We start from the raw sequence: 16,898 nt of genomic DNA, 5'->3' as shown, positions 1-16,898 counted from the left end.
GCTATTTTCCATTTCTCAAGGAGAGCGCGTGCTCACTGTTGGTGACAAGTTCCCCGCCTTCGACCTGACCGCCTGTGTCTCGCTCGAGGCCGGAGCCGAGTTCGCGCAGATCGACCACAAGACCTACGAGGGCAAGTGGAAGGTCGTCTTCGCCTGGCCGCTCGACTTCACCTTCGTGTGCCCGACCGAGATCGCCGCCTTCGGCAAGCTGAACGACGAGTTCGCCGACCGCGACGCGCAGGTCCTCGGCTTCTCGCTGGACTCCGAGTACGTCCACCACGCCTGGCGCAAGGACCACGCCGACCTGCGTGACCTGCCCTTCCCGATGATGTCCGACATCAAGCGCGAGCTGTCGGCCGAGCTGGGCATCCTCGGCGAGGACGGCCTCCCGATGCGCGCCGTCTTCATCGTGGACCCGAACAACGAGATCCAGTTCTCGATGGTGACCGCCGGTTCCGTCGGCCGTAACCCCAAGGAGGTCCTGCGGGTCCTCGACGCCCTGCAGACCGACGAGCTGTGCCCCTGCAACTGGAACAAGGGCGAGGCCACCATCGACGCCGGCGCCCTGCTTGCCGGTGAGTGACGGATGTCCCTGGACTCCCTGAAGTCGGCCGTACCGGACTTCGCCAAGGACCTGAAGCTGAACCTCGGTTCGGTCATCGGCAACAGCGATCTCCCGCAGCAGCAGCTGTGGGGCACCGTCCTGTCCTGTGCGATCGCCGCCCGCTCCCCGCACGTCCTGCGTGAGCTGGAGCCCGAGGCCAAGGCGAACCTCTCGCCGGAGGCGTACACCGCCGCCAAGTCCGCCGCCGCGGTCATGGCGATGAACAACGTCTTCTACCGCACGCGGCACCTGCTCTCCGACCCGGAGTACGGCACGCTGCGCGCGGGCCTGCGGATGAACGTCATCGGCAACCCCGGTGTGGAGAAGGTCGACTTCGAGCTGTGGTCGCTCGCGGTCTCCGCGATCAACGGCTGCGGCCAGTGCCTGGACTCGCACGAGCAGGTCCTGCGCAAGGCCGGCGTCGACCGCGAGACGATCCAGGAGGCCTTCAAGATCGCCTCGGTGATCCAGGCCGTCGCGGTCACCCTCGACGCCGAGGCCGCCCTGGACGCCGAGCCCGCCCTCGCCGCCCAGTAGGCACTCGTACGACCGTCAGGGTCCCCGCAGCCGTCTCCGGCCGCGGGGGCCCTGCGCGTTCACTTCCTCAGCGCGTCCATCAGCGCCCGCGCGTCCTCGACCGCCGCCGCTGCCAGCGTCTCCCGGTCGGGCCGTGCCAGAAGCCTCGACTGCGGATCCGAACCCTCCTCGACCCGGTCGAAGAACATCACCTCGAAGATGAACACCGCGCCACCGTCACGGACCCTCAGCTGGACGCCCTCGGGGCCCCCGGGGGTGGAGAGGAGAGCCTGCTCCCCCAGACCGGGGACCGACTCCCACTGGTCGGCACCGCCGAAGCCGCTCCGTTCGTACCGGGAGCCGAGCTCGAACTCGGGCGCCGGATCCGTCTGCTTGTGCAGCTCGACCACCGCGGCGACGAGGAACCCCCCGACGGCGGCCGACTGGTCACCGTTGTGGCTGCACGACGCCCAGTCCATGGCCGGATGCCGGCCGCCCCTCCCCGGGTAGGAGTCCGTGAACCCGCCCAGCCCGGCGGCCAGGGCCGGCGCCTTGAACTGGTCGCACAGGTTCTTCGTGACCCGGTAGCGGATCTCCGGCTCCTTCAGCCGGTCCCCGTAGGCGAACAGCCCGCCCGCCCACAGCGCGGAGGTGGCCACCACGGCCACCAGCACCCACCACCACGGCCGGCGCGGCCCCCGCACCTCGCGCACCTCGCGCACCTCGGTGTCCTGCGCGACCTCGGCCGGTCGCGCCGACTCCCACTCCCCGTCCAACTCGGGCTCTGTGATCATCCCGTCCCCCTAGTCCTTCAGCGCCGCCATGAGCTCGCGCGTGTCTTCGATCAGGGCCGCCTGGACCGCGGTGGCGTCAGTGGCGGGGCGGTCGTTCTTCTCCTCGAAGGTGCTGGCCCACACCTCGACGGTGAACACCGCACCGCCGTCCAGCACCTTGAGCTTCTGTAGCTGTCCAACGGCGGACGTGGTCATCACGGCATCCTCACCGAGGTCCGGCACCGCTTCCCTGCGCACGTCGCCGGTGTTGGCCATCTCCCCGAGCGGCGGTACCTCGAACTCGGTCGACGGGTCGACCTTCTTGTGCAGGTCGACCTGCGCGCTCACGATGAAGTCCGGCATGCCATCGACGTTGTTCAGCACGCACGCTGCCCCGTACACGGCCGGGTGGTTGCTCTCCTGGTTCATCGGTCTCTTCTTGTGCAGGTCTCCGGCCAGCCCGCCCAGCGTCCGAGCCTTGAAGTCCTCGCACAGGTTCTTCGTCGCCCGGTACGAGACCGTCGGCGCGGCCAGCCGGTCCCCGAAGACGTACAGCCCGCCGGCCCACACCGCCGACGCCACCACCACCCCGCCCAGCGCCCACAGCCACGGCCGCGCAGTGCCCGCCGCCGCCCGCTCGCGCGACGCGAGCGGCTCCGCCACCTCCGCCGGCTCCGCCGTGTCCCACTCCGCGTCGAGCTCCGGATCGGTGATCATGTCCGCCCCCTGCAGTCCCAAGTCCTGAGCGCCGCCGTCGGCATGCGCGCGTCCTTGATCATCGCAGCCTCGGCCCCCTCCGCGTCAGGGCCGGGGACGGTTCGATCGGTCCGGGTCCGGGCTAGGACGTGCGGTCCTCGCTGTCGGGCACGACGCCCAGCGCCGTCGAGCCGTGCGGGGCCGGACCGACCATGCCGGCTCCGTGGTGGAGCTGCTCGCGCGAGTACGCCCTCAGGTATCCGACCACCGTGTTGGTCACCGCCACCAGCGGAACGGCGACCACCGCACCGCCGATGCCCGCGATCATGCCGCCGGCGGCCACCGCGAGCACCACCGCGAGCGGGTGCACCCGTACCGCACGGCCGAGGATGAAGGGCTGCAGTACGTGCCCCTCGATCTGCTGCACCGCCAGCACCACGAGCAGCACCATCAGGGCGGTGAACACGCCCTGGGTCACGAGGGCCACGACCACCGCGAGGGCTCCGGAGATCACCGCACCGACGAGCGGGATGAAGGCGAAGAGGAAGATGAAGACGGCCAGCGGCACCGCCATCGGCACGTCGAGGAAGTAGAGGCCGAGGCCGATGAAGATGGCGTCGATGAGGGCGACGATGACCGTGCCGCGCACGTACGCGGTCAGCGTGCGCCAGGCGCGCGGACCGGCTCCCGCGACACCGGGGCGGGCCGCGGACGGGACGAGGCCCAGCGCCCAGTTCCAGATGCGCTTGCCGTCGTAGAGCAGGAAGAGCGTGGAGAACATCGCGAGCAGGATGCCCGTGAGGACCTCGACGAGGACCGTCACGCCCTGCAGGCCGGCGGAGGTGATCTGCTCGGTGTTGGTGCCGATGGTCTCGCTGAGGTTCTTCGCGATGTCGGTGATCTGCTTCTCGGTCACGTGGAACGGACTGTCCAGCGCCCAGAGCTTGAGCTCGTTGATGCCGTCGCGGACCCGGTCGGAGAGGTCGTCGAGGTTCTCCATGACCTGCCAGACCACGAACCAGCCGACGAGCCCGATGACCACGAAGCCGAGGATCGCCGTGACGGCCGTGGCCAGACCCCGCGGGATGCCGAGTCTGCGCAGCCGGACGACGAAGGGCTGGAGCATCGCGGTGACGAGCATGGCGGCGGCGAAGGCGAGGACGACCAGGCGGACTTCGCTGATCACCTTCATCAGCACCCAGAGCATCCCGGCGAGGAGCAGCAGCCGCCAGCTGGCCTCGGCGGCGACGCGCATCCCCCACGGGACCACGCTCGCCGGGTCCGGACGCCCGGGGGCGGTCGGCGCCGCCGGGTGCGGCGCGGGGGCCGGCGGGGCGGCGACGGGAGGCTCGGGGGCGGGCGGCTCGGGGGCCGCCGGCGCGGGCTCGGCGGTGCCCCGCAGGTCCCCACTGGTCTCGGCCTCGACTTCGGCGCGCCGCTCGTTGAGCCGCGCCTCCATCCGGTTCAGCTTGTTCCCGAGCCGGCCGAGCCAGCCCTCCCGCTTCGCCATGTCGCTTCCTTCCCCCGCCCCCGTCTACCGGCACACCCCGAAGACCGTACACGCGAGGAGCCCCGCACCGTAGGACGGTGCGGGGCTCCTCGAGGTTGAGCGTGCTTCTAGTACCAGCCGTTGGCCTGGTGGAAGCTCCACGCGCCGCAGGGGCTGCCGTAGCGGACGTTCATGTAGTTCAGGCCCCACTTGATCTGCGTGGCGGGGTTGGTGCGCCAGTCCTCGCCGGCCGAGGCCATCTTCGAACCGGGCAGCGCCTGGACCAGACCGTAGGCGCCCGAGGACGAGTTCACGGCCTTGTAGTTCCAGGTGGATTCCTGGTTGATGATGTTCGAGAAGCACTGGAACTGGCCGGCCGGGACCATCTGCTGGGCGATGGCCTTGACCTGGGCGACCGTGTAGGAGCTCTGGAGGGCGAAGTCGCCGGCGTCGCGGGCGGCGGAGCGGCTGGCCGCTTCCTCCTTCGCTTCCCGGTCCTTCTTCGCCTTCTCGTCCGCGGCCTTCTGCGCCTCGGCCTTCTTGGCCTTGGCGTCCTCGGCGGCCTGGAGACGGGCGGCCTCCTCGGCCGAGCGCTTGGCGTCGGCGGCGGCGGCGTGGGCGATGGTGTCGGCCTGCTGCGTCAGGGACGCGCTCTGGACCTGCGCCTGATCGCCGACCGGGATTTCGGCAAGGAGAGTCGCGCCGGAAGCGGTCGTCTCGAGATCGTTCGTGGGGTCGCCGGTGGCAACGCCCACGACTGCGCCGACGGTGGTGACCGCGGTGGCCGAAGCCACGGCGAACCCCCGGACCGAGATCCGGCTCACACGGTGTCCTTCCAGCAGCGTCCGCAGTGACCGCGCGGGCGCAAAAGTGCCCCTCGACTCTGGCCTCCGTGGTTCTACGGTCACTGGAGGCGCGGGCCCGTGGGCAACTCCCTCGCGGGGGCTGCTCCGTGAAACTCCGGGCGGCATACGGCATTCGACTGTGGAGTTGTGGTGCTGCGTCGTACCTCACGGGAGGTACAGGTGTGCCGTATGCGGGGCCTGACGGAAACCAGACTCTGCCGGAACGCGACACCGCAAGGCAATTCTCCGTTGCGTGGGAAAGGTCACACCTGGCATGTCGCCGTCGATTTCGCCAAAGGGCTGTGCAGCACGACGCCGCCCGGCTAGGCTCTCGGGCCTTTGCCGGGCGGCGCCAACTCACCTTCCCGCTATGAGGTTTTTGACCGTTTCGGTGGCTCGGAAGGGGCCGTCGGGGTCAGAGGCTTTCGAGCATCTCGGTGACCAGTGCGGCGATCGGGGAGCGCTCGGACCGCGTGAGCGTGACGTGTGCGAAGAGCGGATGTCCCTTCAACTTCTCGACCACGGCGACGACTCCGTCGTACCGGCCGACCCGCAGGTTGTCCCGCTGGGCCACGTCGTGGGTCAGAACGACCCGCGAATTCGCCCCGATCCGGGACAGAACGGTCAGCAGGACGTTCCGCTCCAGCGACTGGGCCTCGTCCACGATCACGAAGGCGTCGTGCAGCGAACGGCCGCGGATGTGCGTGAGCGGCAGGACCTCCAGCATCCCGCGGTTCAGCACTTCCTCGATCACCTCGCGCCCGGCGACCGCCGAGAGGGTGTCGAAGACCGCCTGCGCCCAGGGGCTCATCTTCTCGGAGGCGTCCCCGGGCAGGTAGCCGAGGTCCTGGCCGCCCACCGCGTACAGCGGCCGGAAGACCATCACCTTCTGATGCTGCCTCCGCTCCAGCACCGCCTCCAGGCCGGCGCACAGGGCCAGCGCGGACTTTCCGGTGCCGGCCCGGCCGCCCATCGAGATGATCCCGATCTCGGGGTCGAGGAGGAGGTCCAGCGCGATGCGCTGCTCGGCGCTGCGGCCGTGCAGCCCGAAGGCCTCGCGGTCGCCCCGTACGAGCTTCACGTTGCCGTCCGCGGTGACCCGGCCGAGCGCCTTGCCGCGCTCGGACTGCAGGACGAGTCCGGTGTGCACGGGCAGTTCGGCGACCTCCGGCACGTAGAGCCGCTCCTCCGAGTAGAGGAGGTCCACCTGCTCTCCGGAGAGGGCGACCTCGCTCATGCCCGTCCAGCCGGCATCGGTGATCGCGAGCTCCGCCCGGTACTCCTCCGCGATCAGCCCCACGGAGGAGGCCTTGATGCGCAGCGGGAGATCCTTCGAGACCACCGTGACGTCGTAGCCCTCGGCCTGCAGATTGCGGGCGACGGCGAGGATCCGCGAGTCGTTGTCCCCCAGTCGGAAGCCGGCGGGCAGGACACCCGGGTCGGAGTGGTTGAGCTCGACACGCAGGGTGCCGCCCAGATCGCCCAGCGGGATGGGGGCGTCGAGGCGACCGTTGCGAACCCGGAAGTCGTCGAGCAGGCGCAGGGCCTGGCGCGCGAAGTAACCGAGTTCGGGATGGTGCCTCTTTGCCTCCAGCTCGGTGATCACCACGATCGGGAGCACGACCTCGTGCTCGTCGAAGCGGGAGATCGCGTTGGGGTCTGCCAGCAGGACGCTGGTGTCGAGGACGTAGGTCCGCCTGTCGGGCAGGCGGCGCTTTGTGCTGGTCACCACGGAAGGACGTACCCCCTCGGAAGAGGTCGGGCCATGAAGACCGGACCGGTCATCGGCACCCATGCCGGGGCCGATTTCCGGCCCTCCCACTTCGTCCGTGCGAACCGCACGTGCGTCCTGGTGCAAAGGGCCTCCCGGGCGGACGACCCCATGCCGTCCGCTGAGACTCGACACCCGTGGATCGGGCATCGACCTGAAAGGGATATTCCCCGATCAGGCCAGGCCATGCCATGGCATATGACGGACGCTCGGTGAATCCCTGGTGAAGGGTTCCGGGAGGGGGCCGAGGGGGACCTGCGACTGCCCGCGGCGAGCTACGGGAGTCAGGTGCCGTAGCGCCGGTGGCGGGCCGCGTAGTCGCGCAGGGCCCGCAGGAAGTCGACCTTGCGGAAGGCCGGCCAGAAGACTTCGCAGAAGTAGTACTCGGAGTGCGCGCTCTGCCACAGCATGAATCCGGACAGCCGCTGCTCGCCGCTGGTGCGGATCACGAGGTCCGGGTCGGGCTGGCCGCGCGTGTAGAGGTGCTCGGCGATGTGGTCGATGTCGAGGATCTCGGCGAGCTCCTCGAACGAGGTGCCCTTCTGCGCGTGCTCCAGGAGCAGCGAGCGGACCGCGTCCGCGATCTCCTGCCGGCCGCCGTAGCCGACGGCGACGTTGACGAGTATCCCGTCGACGTCGTGGGTGGCCTGCTCGGCCTCCTTGAGCACCGTCTGCGTCCCGGCGGGCAGGATGTCGAGGTTGCCGACGTGGTGGACGCGCCAGCGGCCGTCCGCGGCGAGGCCCCGCACGGTGTTCTCGATGATGTTGAGCAGCGGGCGCAGCTCGACCTCGGGCCGGTCCAGGTTGTCGGTGGACAGCATCCACAGGGTGACGACCTCGACGTCCGTCTCGGTGCACCAGCCGAGCATCTCGGAGATCTTGTCGGCTCCGGCCTGGTGGCCCTGCTCCGTCGTACCTCCGGACGCCTTCGCCCAACGACGGTTGCCGTCCAGGATGACGCCGATGTGCTTGGGCGCCGCGTCATGGTCGAGGCGGCCTTCCACCCGGCGTGCGTAGAGCCTGTACACCAGGTCGCGCAGCTTCACGATCTTCCAGCCCCTCCGTGCAATGCCCCCGTGCCGATTGCGGTCTCCCCCGAGGCGGCCACATTACTGCGCGGTGGGATGGGGTACCCAACTCGGTCTGTCACAAGTCCGTGATAGGGAGGACAACGTGACTGATACCAATCCCTATCGGGCAGAGCCCTCGCGCTACGACTCCATGGAGTACCGGCGCACCGGCCACAGCGGCCTCAAGCTCCCCGCGATCTCCCTCGGCCTCTGGCACAACTTCGGCGACGACAAGTCCCTGGATTCCCAGCGGGCGATTCTGCGCCGCGCCTTCGACCTCGGCGTCACCCACTTCGACCTGGCGAACAACTACGGGCCGCCGCCCGGCTCGGCCGAGCTGAACTTCGGCAAGGTCTTCGCGCAGGACTTCGCGGCCTACCGCGACGAGCTGATCCTCTCGACCAAGGCCGGGTACCTGATGCACCCCGGGCCGTACGGCGAGTGGGGCAGCCGGAAGTACCTGCTCAGCTCGCTCGACGCCTCGCTGAAGCGGATGGGCGTGGACTACGTCGACATTTTCTACTCGCACCGCTTCGACCCGGAGACCCCGCTGGAGGAGACCATGGGCGCCCTCGCGTCCGCGGTCCAGCAGGGCAAGGCGCTGTACGTGGGCGTCTCTTCGTACACGGCGGAGCAGACGGCGGAGGCCGTGCAGATCCTGCGCGGCATGGGCGTGCGCCCCCTCATCCACCAGCCCTCGTACTCCATGATCAACCGCTGGACGGAGGAGGGCGGGCTGCTGGACACCCTGGAGGACGCCGGGATGGGGTGCATCTCCTTCGCGCCGCTCGCGCAGGGGATGCTGACCGCCAAGTACCTGAAGGGCATCCCGGCGGACTCGCGCGCCGCCCAGGGCAAGTCCCTCAACCCGGACCTGCTGTCGGACGAGGTGCTGCGCCGGCTCGTCGGCCTGAACGAGATCGCCGCCCGCCGCGGCCAGTCCCTGGCCCAGCTGGCGCTGAAGTGGGTGCTGCGCGACGACCGGATGACCTCGGCGCTGATCGGCGCTTCGAGCGTGAAGCAGCTGGAGGAGAACGTGGCCGCGCTGGCGTCCGCGCCGCTCTCCGAGGCCGAGTTGAAGGAGATCGACTCCTTCGCGGTGTCCACCCCCGGCACCAACATCTGGGCCCAGCGCGGCTGACCTGCGCATTCGTCTCGTTGCCCGGTCGAACGGCGGAGAAACGAAAAACGGGCCGGTCCGTGGGGGGGATACGGACCGGCCCGAGGGGGGGGTTCCACCATAACCCTTCGTAAAGCATGCTGCGTGCATTGGCGCGCCACGATTACGCTCCGAAACCGCCCAGCAGCACTCCGGTGAGCGCTCCGGCCGCCATGAAGGGGCCGAAGGCGAAGCCCTGGTCGCGGGTCCCGGAGCCGCGCAGCAGCAGGCCGAGCCCGTAGAGGGCCCCGTAGAGGAGGCCCAGGAAGGCCCCCGCCGCCCATACCCCCCACCCGTACCACCCAAGAGCGACCCCCAACGGCAGCGCCAGCTTGACGTCGCCGAAGCCCATGCCGGCGGGGTTGATCAGGTGGAGCAGCAGGTACGCGGCTCCGAGCGCGCCGCCGCCGAACAGCGCGAGCCGCCAGTCGCCCCCGGCGCGGGGCAGGAGGGCGGCCGCCCCGAGCCCGGCGGCGACCGCGGCGGCCAGCGGCAGGGTCAGTACGTCGGGCAGCCGGTGCACGGCGCGGTCCACGAGCGCGAGCAGCACGGCCACCGGGGCGAGCCCCACGTAGGCCATCACCTCGGGCCGCGCCCCGACGGCCGCCCCGAGCACGGCGCAGAGCGCCCCGGCGAGGGCCGCGAGGGGGAGGGCCCTCCTCCCGTAGGCGTGCGGGGCCGTGGCCACGGGGGGCAGGGGGGCCGAGCCCTGCACGAGGGCCCCCGCGGGAACCCGGCAGCGGGCCCGCCCGAGCCAGCCGCGCAGCCGGTGCCCTTGCGGGCAGCGGTCACGCCAGGGCTCCCCCGGCTCGACGGAGAACCGGTACACGGCCCGCGGCAGCAGCCATCCGGCGGTGGCGCCGTATCCGGCGGCAAGAACGATCAGGGCGACACCCATGCGGCGACGGTAGCGCCGACGGGTGCTGCTGCGCGGGGCATCTCCCCGCCGCACCATCCAGCCCCGCCGACGCTTGAGGCGCGGGGCCCGGGGCGGAGCCCCGACCTTCCACCCCCGCCGCACCATCCAGCCCCGCCGGCGCTTGAGGCGCGGGGCCCGGGGCGGAGCCCCGATCTTTCAGCCCCGCCGGCGCTTGAGGCGCGGGCCCGGGCGGGGCCCGGGGAAACGGAGAAAGGCGGGGCCGGGAGCAGCTCGGGCAGCGGCACCCGCACCCGCACCCTAGGCTGGCCGCCATGGCGAACTGGCGTGACGGCAACGGCACCCTGATGGTCGGCGCGGACCCGACGGGGATCCCCCTGGAGGTCGCCGCCTCCTACCGGGCCCGCACCCGGGGGCTGCTCGGCCGGGACGGGATCGAGGGCGCGCTGCTGCTGACCCCCGCCGGGAGCGTGCACACCTTCCGGATGCGGTTCGCGATCGACGTGGCGTACCTCGACCGGAACCTCCGCGTGCTCGCCGTGGTCACCATGTCCCCCGGGCGCCTCGGCCTGCCCCGCCTCCGCTCCCGGCACGTCCTGGAGGCGGCGGCCGGCGCCATGGCCGGCTGGGGGCTGCGGGCCGGAACCACCGTCAAGGTGGACGTACCGGGGCGTCTCACGCCCGGCTAGGCGGCACCCCTCCGCGGCAGTAGGTTGGGGCGGTTGAGCTGGGGCATCAGGGGAGCGGCATGACGGAGAACGCGCGGATCAAGGCGCTGGAGCAGATCATGCCGGCGACGCACGGCGCCGACGAGGACATCGACTGGCCGGCGGCCGAGGCCGCCTGGGGGACCCGGTTCCCGGCCGATTTCATCGCGTTCATGGGCCGCTTCGGCGCGGGCTCCATCAACGGCGAGGCGAGCATCCTGCTGCCGCTGCCCAAACCCGGGCTCCAGTGGGACCCGGCCGAGATGGCCGAGGAGACCGAGAACGTCCGGCAGGCCTGGGAGGCGGAGGGCGGCCGCGCCGCCTTCGACGTGGACCCGGAGGCGATCATCGCCTGGGGCGTCGCCGGCGGCTCGGACATCCTGTGCTGGCTCACCTCCGACCCCGACCCGGACCGGTGGCCGGTCCTGGTCTGCGGGCGGCACACCGCCGACTCCTTCGCGGTGTATCCGTACGGCATGGCCGAATTCCTGTACCGGCTCTGCTCCGACGAGTTCGACGTGAGCCCCGTCAGCATCACCTTCTGGGACGGCGGCCACCTCAGCTTCGTGCACTGGCGCAAGGCCCAGCGTCGCTGGCAGGAGGGCCGCAACCCGGAGACGGGCGAGCCCGACCCGTACGCCGGCGAGTTCGCCGACTAAGGACTCCTCACACAATGAAGCCGCGCCATCTTGAAGTAGCTGATCAGGGTGGTGGCGTGAGGGTCGTTCGGGGTGCTCGTGCTGGTGGTGGGCGGCAGTCTGAGGTGCAGATCGTCTGGCAGGGTTGGTTCTGCGGGTTCTCGTCCGTCGGGATCGGCGCCGCTCGTGCGCTCCGGCGCGTGATGGACCCCGAGATACAGGAACGGATCGCCGCGCGTCGTGCGGAGCTGGACGGACTCGAAGAACAGCTGGTCAAGCAGCTGGCGGAGGTGCGGGCCGAGCGGGATGAGCCTGCCGTGGCCGAGCGGGTGTGGCAGCGGAAATCCGCGTCGGCATCCACCAGGCCTTCCTCACCCTCGGCCGCGCAATCGTCTGCTGGCGGCGCCTCAGAAAACAGTGCTGATCTGAGCCCTCAGCCCGAACCGGCGACCAGTGCCTCGCCGAGCGGGGTGCGCCGGTAGAGCACCGACCGTCCGGACCGGGCGCGGACGAGCAGCCCCGCGCCTCGCAGGATGGCGAGGTGGTCTCCTACCGCGCCGGGTGCCATGGCAAGGCTTCGGGCGAGGTGGCTGGTACTGGCCGGGGCGTCCAGCGCCAACAGCAGCCGGGCTCGGGCCCGGCCGACCAGAGCGGTCAGCGCGTCCGGTTGGGGGACGGTCTCCTGTTCGCCCCACAGGGCGGCGGTGCCGCGGGCACGGTAGACCAAGGTCCTGGGCCAGGGGTCTTCCATGTGGGCGGCGATATGCCCGACGATGGCCGAAGGGATCAGCAGGAGCCCGTCGCCGGCGAGGCGGACTGTTCCGCCTCGGAAGAAGCCGATCTCGATACCGCCGGCGCGCCAGGCGACGCCCGGGTGCAGGCTCTCGATGGTCGCGGCCCATCCGTGTTCGCCGATCACACCCACCCGGTGCACGACATCGCGCTCACAGATCGCGCGCAGTTGCGGCCAGTCCGCGGCGAGCAGCTCGTGCCACGCCTGGTCCATCGCCTCGGCGATCCTGGAGACGGCGTCCGCCGAGTCCAGCACTGCGCGTACGCGGGGATCACGGGCGGACGGGCCGGTCGCGGTGGCGGCGAATTCGTGGCGGGCCGCTTCCAGCGGTGTGGCCCGGATCACGGCCAGGTCGTCAGCCCAGGTCTGGTTGAGGCCGCGCGGGGGCGGGGCGACGAAGTTCGGTCCGCCTTGCGGGGCCTGCAGCGCGACGGCGGCGTCCAGTTCGGTCTCGCGGCGAAGCCGTTCGAAGGCCGGCAGGAGCCGGGCGGCCCAGGCTCGCGGCAGCGGCTGGCCTTGGCCGGCGAGCGAGCGCAGCAGTAAACAGAGGTCCAGTGCGGGCGACAGTGCGAAGCGGCTGCGCAGCAGGTCCTCGACGGAGACTTCGAAGCGCAGCACCCGGCCATGCTACCGCGGGACGTTGTTCCGATTCGTCCAGCGACGAATCATTGGTGAGTGGCGCGGGCGCACGGCGAGGCTGGGCGTCATGACCCCAACCGCCGAACCCGCGCAGGTCAACCACCGTGCCACCTACCGGGAGGTGCTGGCCGAGCCGCGATTCCGGCTGCTCTTCTCGACCCGCACCGTCGCGATCACTGCGGACGCGATGCGGATCACCACGTTCTCGGTGCTGGTCTTCTCGGCCACCGGTTCCGCGCTGTTGAGCGCACTGGCCTTCGGCATCGGCTTCATCCCGCAGCTGTTCGGCTCGCTGCTGCTGGGCTCACTGGCCGACCGACTGCCGCCCCGCGCGCTCATCACCGGCGGCTACGCCTTGACGTGCGCCGCCGCCCTGCTGATCGCCCTGGTGCGGATGCCGGTCGCGGCAAGCCTCGGTGTCGTGGCGCTGGTCGCCCTCGCCACACCGGTGTTCAGCGGTGCGTCGAGTCGGCTGGTCGCGCAGTCGCTGGAGGGCGACGCCTATGTACTGGGCCGTTCACTGAACAACATCGCCTCCTCCGGCGCGCAATTGTTCGGTCTGGCGCTGGGAGGTGCGGTCGTCGCGGTACTCGGCCCGCATCGGGCGCTCGCGGTGAGCGCCGCCCTTTACCTCGGCTGCGCGCTCGCTGTCCGCCTCCGGCTGCCCCGGCTGCAGCCGGGAGACTTCGGCGGCACACCCGGCAGCGCTCGGGGCGATGGCGGGGCCGTCCGGGCAAGCCTGCACGGGGCCGGCCTGCTGCTGCGCGGACACACGGTGCGACGACTGATGCTGGCCCAGTGGCTACCGCCCGCGTTCGTGGCGGGCGCGGAAGGCCTGATCGTCGCCTACGCGGGAGGACGCCACTTCGCGCCCGGCTGGTACGCGGTGCTGATGGGCTGTCTGCCGGTCGGCATGCTGGTCGGTGACCTGCTGGTGGGACGACTGCTACGGCCACCCACCCGGGAGCGACTGGTGGTCCCGTTGATCGCGCTGATGGGACTGCCGCTGGTCGGCTTCGCCGCCGAGCCCGGAGTGGGCGTCTCGTCCTGTCTGCTGCTGCTCTGCGGCTTCGGATTCGCCTACGGTCTCGGCCTGCAACGGCCGTTCCTGGACGCCCTGCCGCAGGACGGCCAGGGACAGGCCTTCGGCCTGCTCGGCTCCGGCGGCATGACGCTGCAGGGCGTCGGGCCGGTCTGCTTCGGCTCGGTGGCCGCAGGCATCGGAACAGGCGGCGCAATCGCCCTGGCAGGCGGCGCGGCGGCGCTTACCGCCGGCTGGATTCTCACCTGGCAGCCGCCCACATCCCCGGCCCCCGTCCCGAACTACTCGACGGGATCAGAGAACGGCGCCGAACAGCATGCGTGTCGTTCTCCTGCGCGGTAACCGTCGCAGGTCGGGTCGGCCGCGAGCCGTCACGCACCCCACCCCCACCCCCACGTCTCTCTGACAGACAGTCATTGCCGGCAGCTCACTGCGTCAGGAGTCCCAAGCCCCTCAGAGCCCCTCGGGCCCCCACCCACCCGCAGCCCGTTTCCACGACCGGAAACGGGCTTTTCGGCATGTCTACGCGCGTCCGATTTGTCGATCACATATCGGAAAACACCAGCCGGAAAGGCCGCACTTGGAGCATTGACCACAACTGCGCCCCCCATGCAATCAACCACCCCTTCGTCGGGAGAGAATTCCGGCCAACGGGCACATCCAGATACACCTCCGCCCGGAGCAACCCATAAGTAACAATGAGATTCAAAAGAAAATCAGAGGAATACACCCGTGCGACGAAGAATCTTCGGCACGACCGCCACCACGGTCGTGCTCGGCCTGCTGATGCCGCTGTCCGGATGTGGTGGCTCCGGAGACAGTGCAGGTGACGGCAGTACGCTGCACCTGGTCGCCGCCGAATACGGCGACAGTCCGGCCACCAGTTCCAAGCCCTACTGGGACAAGATGTCGGCTGATTTCACCGAGGCCAACCCCGGAATCAAGCTCGACGTCAAGCTGCTGCCGTGGGCCGACATCGACCGCGAGGTCTCCCGTATGGTCAAGGCCGGCAAGGCGCCGGATGTCGCACTCATGGGCTCTTACTCGGACTTCGCCGCCCAGGGCCAGCTCTATCCCGCGGACGAAATCCTCTCGGTCACCGCCGAGGCGAATTTCCTCCAGCCGCTCGCCGACGCCGGCTCCGTCGGCAACACCCTCTACGGCCTGCCCTTCGTGGCGAGCAGCCGCCTCCTCTTCTACAACCAGGCGCTCTTCACCAAGGCCGGCATCAAGGAACCCCCGAAGACCTGGTCCGACCTCAAGGCCGCCGCGAAGGCGCTCAAGGAGAAGGGCGTGGCGTACCCGTACGCCCTGCCCCTCGGCCCGGAAGAGGCGCACGCCGAGGCGATGATCTGGGAGCTGAGCAACGGCGGCGGCTACGCCGACAGCGCCGGCAACTACGCCCTGGCCTCCGAGCAGAACATCAAGACGTGGAGCTGGGTCAAGGAGTATCTGGTCGCCCCCGGCCTCACCGGCCCGACCCCGCCCTCCAAGCTCAACCGCGCCGACGCCTTCGCCGCCTTCCTGCACGGCGATGTCGGCATGCTCAACGGCTACCCGTCACTGGCCCACGAGGCGCGCGGCAAGGGCGTCGTCGTCGGCACCACCGCCATGCCCGTCTCGGACAGCCTCGGCGTCGGGGAGAACCCGCCGGCCGTCGGCGTGGCCGACTGGATGACGGCCTTCAAGCAGAACGGGAAGCGCGCGGAGATCGCCAAGTTCCTGGACTTCGTCTACCAGGACAAGAACCTGACGGAATTCGCCAACCGCTACCACCTGCTGCCGTCCACCGTCACCGCATCGCGCACCCCGGCCGGCGGCGGTCTGGACAAGAACGACCAGCAGTTCCTGGACGCGCTGCGCGGCGCCCAGCTGTACCCGGTCAACGACCCGTCCTGGCTGACGGTCAGCGACACCATCAAGCGCAACATCGGCCGCGCCGTGGAACCGACCGGCGACCCGAAGAGCGTCCTCGAGGACATCGCCGCCCAGGCGAACCAGGCCGCCAAGAAGCAGTCAACTTGACCCGGTCCTGAAGGGCCGGGCTTGGAGGTAGCGCCCAACTGGCTGCTGGGTTGGCTCCTCCGTCCAGACACCCCTATGGGGTGGCAGGGACGCGTGACTCACGCCCCGCTGTCCACACGGTCTCGCCCTTGCGGCGGATGTTGTGGGACGCGTTGTCGTCCGCGTGCATGAGGGCCCCGCAGGACCGGCACGCGAACGTCGCTTGATCGGCGCGGTTGCGCCGGTCGATGTGGCCGCACTCGGAGCATTGCCGGCTGGTGTACGCCGGATCGACGTACACCAGCGGCACCCCGGCCCGCTTCGCCTTGTACTCAACGAAGGCGGCGAGCTGGTGGAAGCTCCACGAGTGCAGGGAGGTCCGCTGGTCCTTGCGGAGCCGTACCCGGCTTCGGATGCCCGTGAGGTCTTCCAGGGCGATACCGGAGCCGGTGCGTTCAGCGGTGGTGACGATGGTCTTGGAGACGATGTGGTTGACGTTGGCGGTGTGCCGGGCTTCCTTGCGGGAGCGCTTCTTGAGGAGGCGCTTCGCGGACTTGGTGCCCTTGGCCTGCAACTTCCTGCGCAGATCGAGCTGTCGTTTCCGGTGCCGGTTCAAGCCGCGACCGGCGGCCCGGTAGCCGGTGGAGGTGGTGGCGATGTTGGCGATGCCGAGGTCGACTCCGATGAACCCGTCAGGCTCGTACTGCTCGGCCTCGGGGATGTCGCAGACGGCGATCAGGTAGAACACGCCGTCGCGTTCGATCAGGTCGGACTCGCCCTTGCGGTGCTCGCGGAGCATCTTGAGCGCGTCCGGGGAGCAGGCGAAGCGAACGCTTTTGAGCCGTCCGGCCGTCGTCCAGATCGACACGGTTCCGGCGTCGTACTGCCAACTCAAACACCGGTCGTCGTACGGCTGCGCGGCCTGGGGCCGGAACGTGATCGGCTTCGACTCCGCCTTGACCCTGTGCTTCGATCCCGGCTTGCCCAGGTTCCCGGCCGTGATGTTCGCCTTCAACGTGGTGTAGGCGTCACGGGTCTTCTTGATGACGTGCTGAGCGGCTTGCGCCCCGAGCCCGCGCGCCTTCAACTCGGCGTAGGTGTGCTTGCGCAGCTCGTACTCACGCGGCACACCGTGCTCGAACGCCACACCGGACACCCAGCACGCGGCCTCGTTGACCGTGCGCAGGGTGGAGCGCAGCGCGGTGGCCTGCTCGGCCTCCGGCAACAGCTTCACCTGCGCCACGATCTTCACACCCATGATCGTAGCATTGGTCT

Annotated in this window: 17 protein-coding genes; 8 read left to right on the top strand and 9 right to left on the bottom strand. The window is 70.1% G+C overall.

Going from position 1 to position 16,898, the window contains the following annotated elements; translation table 11 throughout:
* The first annotated feature begins 28 nt into the window (after positions 1-28).
* Complete coding sequence (locus OG332_RS28150) at positions 29-583, top strand: peroxiredoxin (protein ID WP_030713953.1); 555 nt, start codon at positions 29-31, stop codon at positions 581-583.
* Between the two features lie 3 nt (positions 584-586).
* Complete coding sequence (locus OG332_RS28145; protein WP_327416079.1) at positions 587-1,141, top strand: alkyl hydroperoxide reductase; 555 nt, start codon at positions 587-589, stop codon at positions 1,139-1,141.
* Between the two features lie 59 nt (positions 1,142-1,200).
* On the opposite strand, the gene OG332_RS28140 is transcribed toward OG332_RS28145, so the two are convergent.
* From OG332_RS28140 to OG332_RS28115, 6 genes are all read right to left on the bottom strand, one after another.
* Positions 1,201-1,914, bottom strand: a complete 714-nt coding sequence (locus tag OG332_RS28140; RefSeq protein ID WP_327416078.1) for a hypothetical protein — start codon at positions 1,912-1,914, stop codon at positions 1,201-1,203.
* 9 nt (positions 1,915-1,923) lie between these two features.
* Positions 1,924-2,610 (bottom strand): hypothetical protein, encoded by a 687-nt coding sequence (locus OG332_RS28135; RefSeq protein ID WP_327416077.1) that lies wholly within the window; start codon positions 2,608-2,610, stop codon positions 1,924-1,926.
* Positions 2,611-2,731: 121 nt separating this feature from the next.
* Entirely contained in the window at positions 2,732-4,099 is a 1,368-nt protein-coding gene (locus OG332_RS28130) for an AI-2E family transporter (protein WP_327416076.1), read from the bottom strand.
* Positions 4,100-4,206: 107 nt separating this feature from the next.
* The gene (locus tag OG332_RS28125) at positions 4,207-4,902 is read right to left on the bottom strand and encodes a transglycosylase SLT domain-containing protein (protein WP_327416075.1); all 696 of its coding nucleotides are present in this window, start codon (positions 4,900-4,902) and stop codon (positions 4,207-4,209) included.
* A 436-nt stretch (positions 4,903-5,338) separates the two neighbouring features.
* On the bottom strand, positions 5,339-6,655 hold the full coding sequence (locus tag OG332_RS28120; protein WP_327416074.1) for a PhoH family protein: 1,317 nt from the start codon (positions 6,653-6,655) through the stop codon (positions 5,339-5,341).
* A gap of 323 nt (positions 6,656-6,978) precedes the next feature.
* A complete protein-coding gene (locus OG332_RS28115) occupies positions 6,979-7,740 on the bottom strand; it encodes an isoprenyl transferase (protein WP_327416073.1) in 762 nt (253 codons plus the stop codon).
* A gap of 127 nt (positions 7,741-7,867) precedes the next feature.
* Between OG332_RS28115 and mgrA the strand changes: the two genes are divergently transcribed.
* Positions 7,868-8,905, top strand: a complete 1,038-nt coding sequence (mgrA, locus tag OG332_RS28110) for an L-glyceraldehyde 3-phosphate reductase (RefSeq protein WP_327416072.1) — start codon at positions 7,868-7,870, stop codon at positions 8,903-8,905.
* 142 nt (positions 8,906-9,047) lie between these two features.
* On the opposite strand, the gene OG332_RS28105 is transcribed toward mgrA, so the two are convergent.
* Entirely contained in the window at positions 9,048-9,821 is a 774-nt protein-coding gene (locus OG332_RS28105) for an A24 family peptidase (RefSeq protein WP_327416071.1), read from the bottom strand.
* 293 nt (positions 9,822-10,114) lie between these two features.
* On the opposite strand from OG332_RS28105, the gene OG332_RS28100 reads away from it, so the two are divergent.
* The 3 genes from OG332_RS28100 (at position 10,115) to OG332_RS28090 (ending at position 11,627) form a co-directional block, all read left to right on the top strand.
* The gene (locus OG332_RS28100) at positions 10,115-10,489 is read left to right on the top strand and encodes a DUF192 domain-containing protein (RefSeq protein WP_327416070.1); all 375 of its coding nucleotides are present in this window, start codon (positions 10,115-10,117) and stop codon (positions 10,487-10,489) included.
* 59 nt (positions 10,490-10,548) lie between these two features.
* A complete protein-coding gene (locus OG332_RS28095; protein ID WP_327416069.1) occupies positions 10,549-11,166 on the top strand; it encodes an SMI1/KNR4 family protein in 618 nt (205 codons plus the stop codon).
* Between the two features lie 104 nt (positions 11,167-11,270).
* Positions 11,271-11,627: a hypothetical protein gene (locus OG332_RS28090; protein ID WP_327416068.1), complete on the top strand. Its 357-nt coding sequence runs from the start codon at positions 11,271-11,273 to the stop codon at positions 11,625-11,627.
* Here OG332_RS28090 and OG332_RS28085 read toward each other — a convergent pair.
* Complete coding sequence (locus OG332_RS28085) at positions 11,579-12,556, bottom strand: winged helix-turn-helix domain-containing protein (RefSeq protein ID WP_327416067.1); 978 nt, start codon at positions 12,554-12,556, stop codon at positions 11,579-11,581. The two genes, OG332_RS28090 and OG332_RS28085, sit on opposite strands and share 49 nt — an antisense overlap.
* Before the next feature lie 88 nt (positions 12,557-12,644).
* Here OG332_RS28085 and OG332_RS28080 point away from each other — a divergent pair, with 88 nt between their 5' ends.
* Entirely contained in the window at positions 12,645-13,961 is a 1,317-nt protein-coding gene (locus OG332_RS28080) for an MFS transporter (RefSeq protein ID WP_327416066.1), read from the top strand.
* A 390-nt stretch (positions 13,962-14,351) separates the two neighbouring features.
* The gene (locus OG332_RS28075; protein WP_442816213.1) at positions 14,352-15,644 is read left to right on the top strand and encodes an extracellular solute-binding protein; all 1,293 of its coding nucleotides are present in this window, start codon (positions 14,352-14,354) and stop codon (positions 15,642-15,644) included.
* A gap of 73 nt (positions 15,645-15,717) precedes the next feature.
* Here the strand turns inward: OG332_RS28075 and OG332_RS28070 are convergent, their stop codons facing one another.
* Positions 15,718-16,881, bottom strand: a complete 1,164-nt coding sequence (locus OG332_RS28070) for an RNA-guided endonuclease InsQ/TnpB family protein (protein WP_327416065.1) — start codon at positions 16,879-16,881, stop codon at positions 15,718-15,720.
* Between the last annotated feature and the right edge of the window lie 17 nt (positions 16,882-16,898).

The sequence above is a fragment of the Streptomyces sp. NBC_01233 genome, assembly GCF_035989305.1.
GTDB lineage: Bacteria > Actinomycetota > Actinomycetes > Streptomycetales > Streptomycetaceae > Streptomyces.
This window is presented reverse-complemented; position numbering and strand designations above follow the sequence as displayed.

Coding starts and splice junctions, on each gene's coding strand:
- OG332_RS28140 (WP_327416078.1), bottom strand. CDS start 1,914: ATGATCACAGAGCCCGAGTTGGACGGGGAGTGGGAGTCGGCGCGACCG.
- OG332_RS28095 (WP_327416069.1), top strand. CDS start 10,549: ATGACGGAGAACGCGCGGATCAAGGCGCTGGAGCAGATCATGCCGGCG.
- OG332_RS28080 (WP_327416066.1), top strand. CDS start 12,645: ATGACCCCAACCGCCGAACCCGCGCAGGTCAACCACCGTGCCACCTAC.
- OG332_RS28130 (WP_327416076.1), bottom strand. CDS start 4,099: ATGGCGAAGCGGGAGGGCTGGCTCGGCCGGCTCGGGAACAAGCTGAAC.
- OG332_RS28105 (WP_327416071.1), bottom strand. CDS start 9,821: ATGGGTGTCGCCCTGATCGTTCTTGCCGCCGGATACGGCGCCACCGCC.
- OG332_RS28070 (WP_327416065.1), bottom strand. CDS start 16,881: ATGGGTGTGAAGATCGTGGCGCAGGTGAAGCTGTTGCCGGAGGCCGAG.
- OG332_RS28135 (WP_327416077.1), bottom strand. CDS start 2,610: ATGATCACCGATCCGGAGCTCGACGCGGAGTGGGACACGGCGGAGCCG.
- OG332_RS28145 (WP_327416079.1), top strand. CDS start 587: ATGTCCCTGGACTCCCTGAAGTCGGCCGTACCGGACTTCGCCAAGGAC.
- OG332_RS28100 (WP_327416070.1), top strand. CDS start 10,115: ATGGCGAACTGGCGTGACGGCAACGGCACCCTGATGGTCGGCGCGGAC.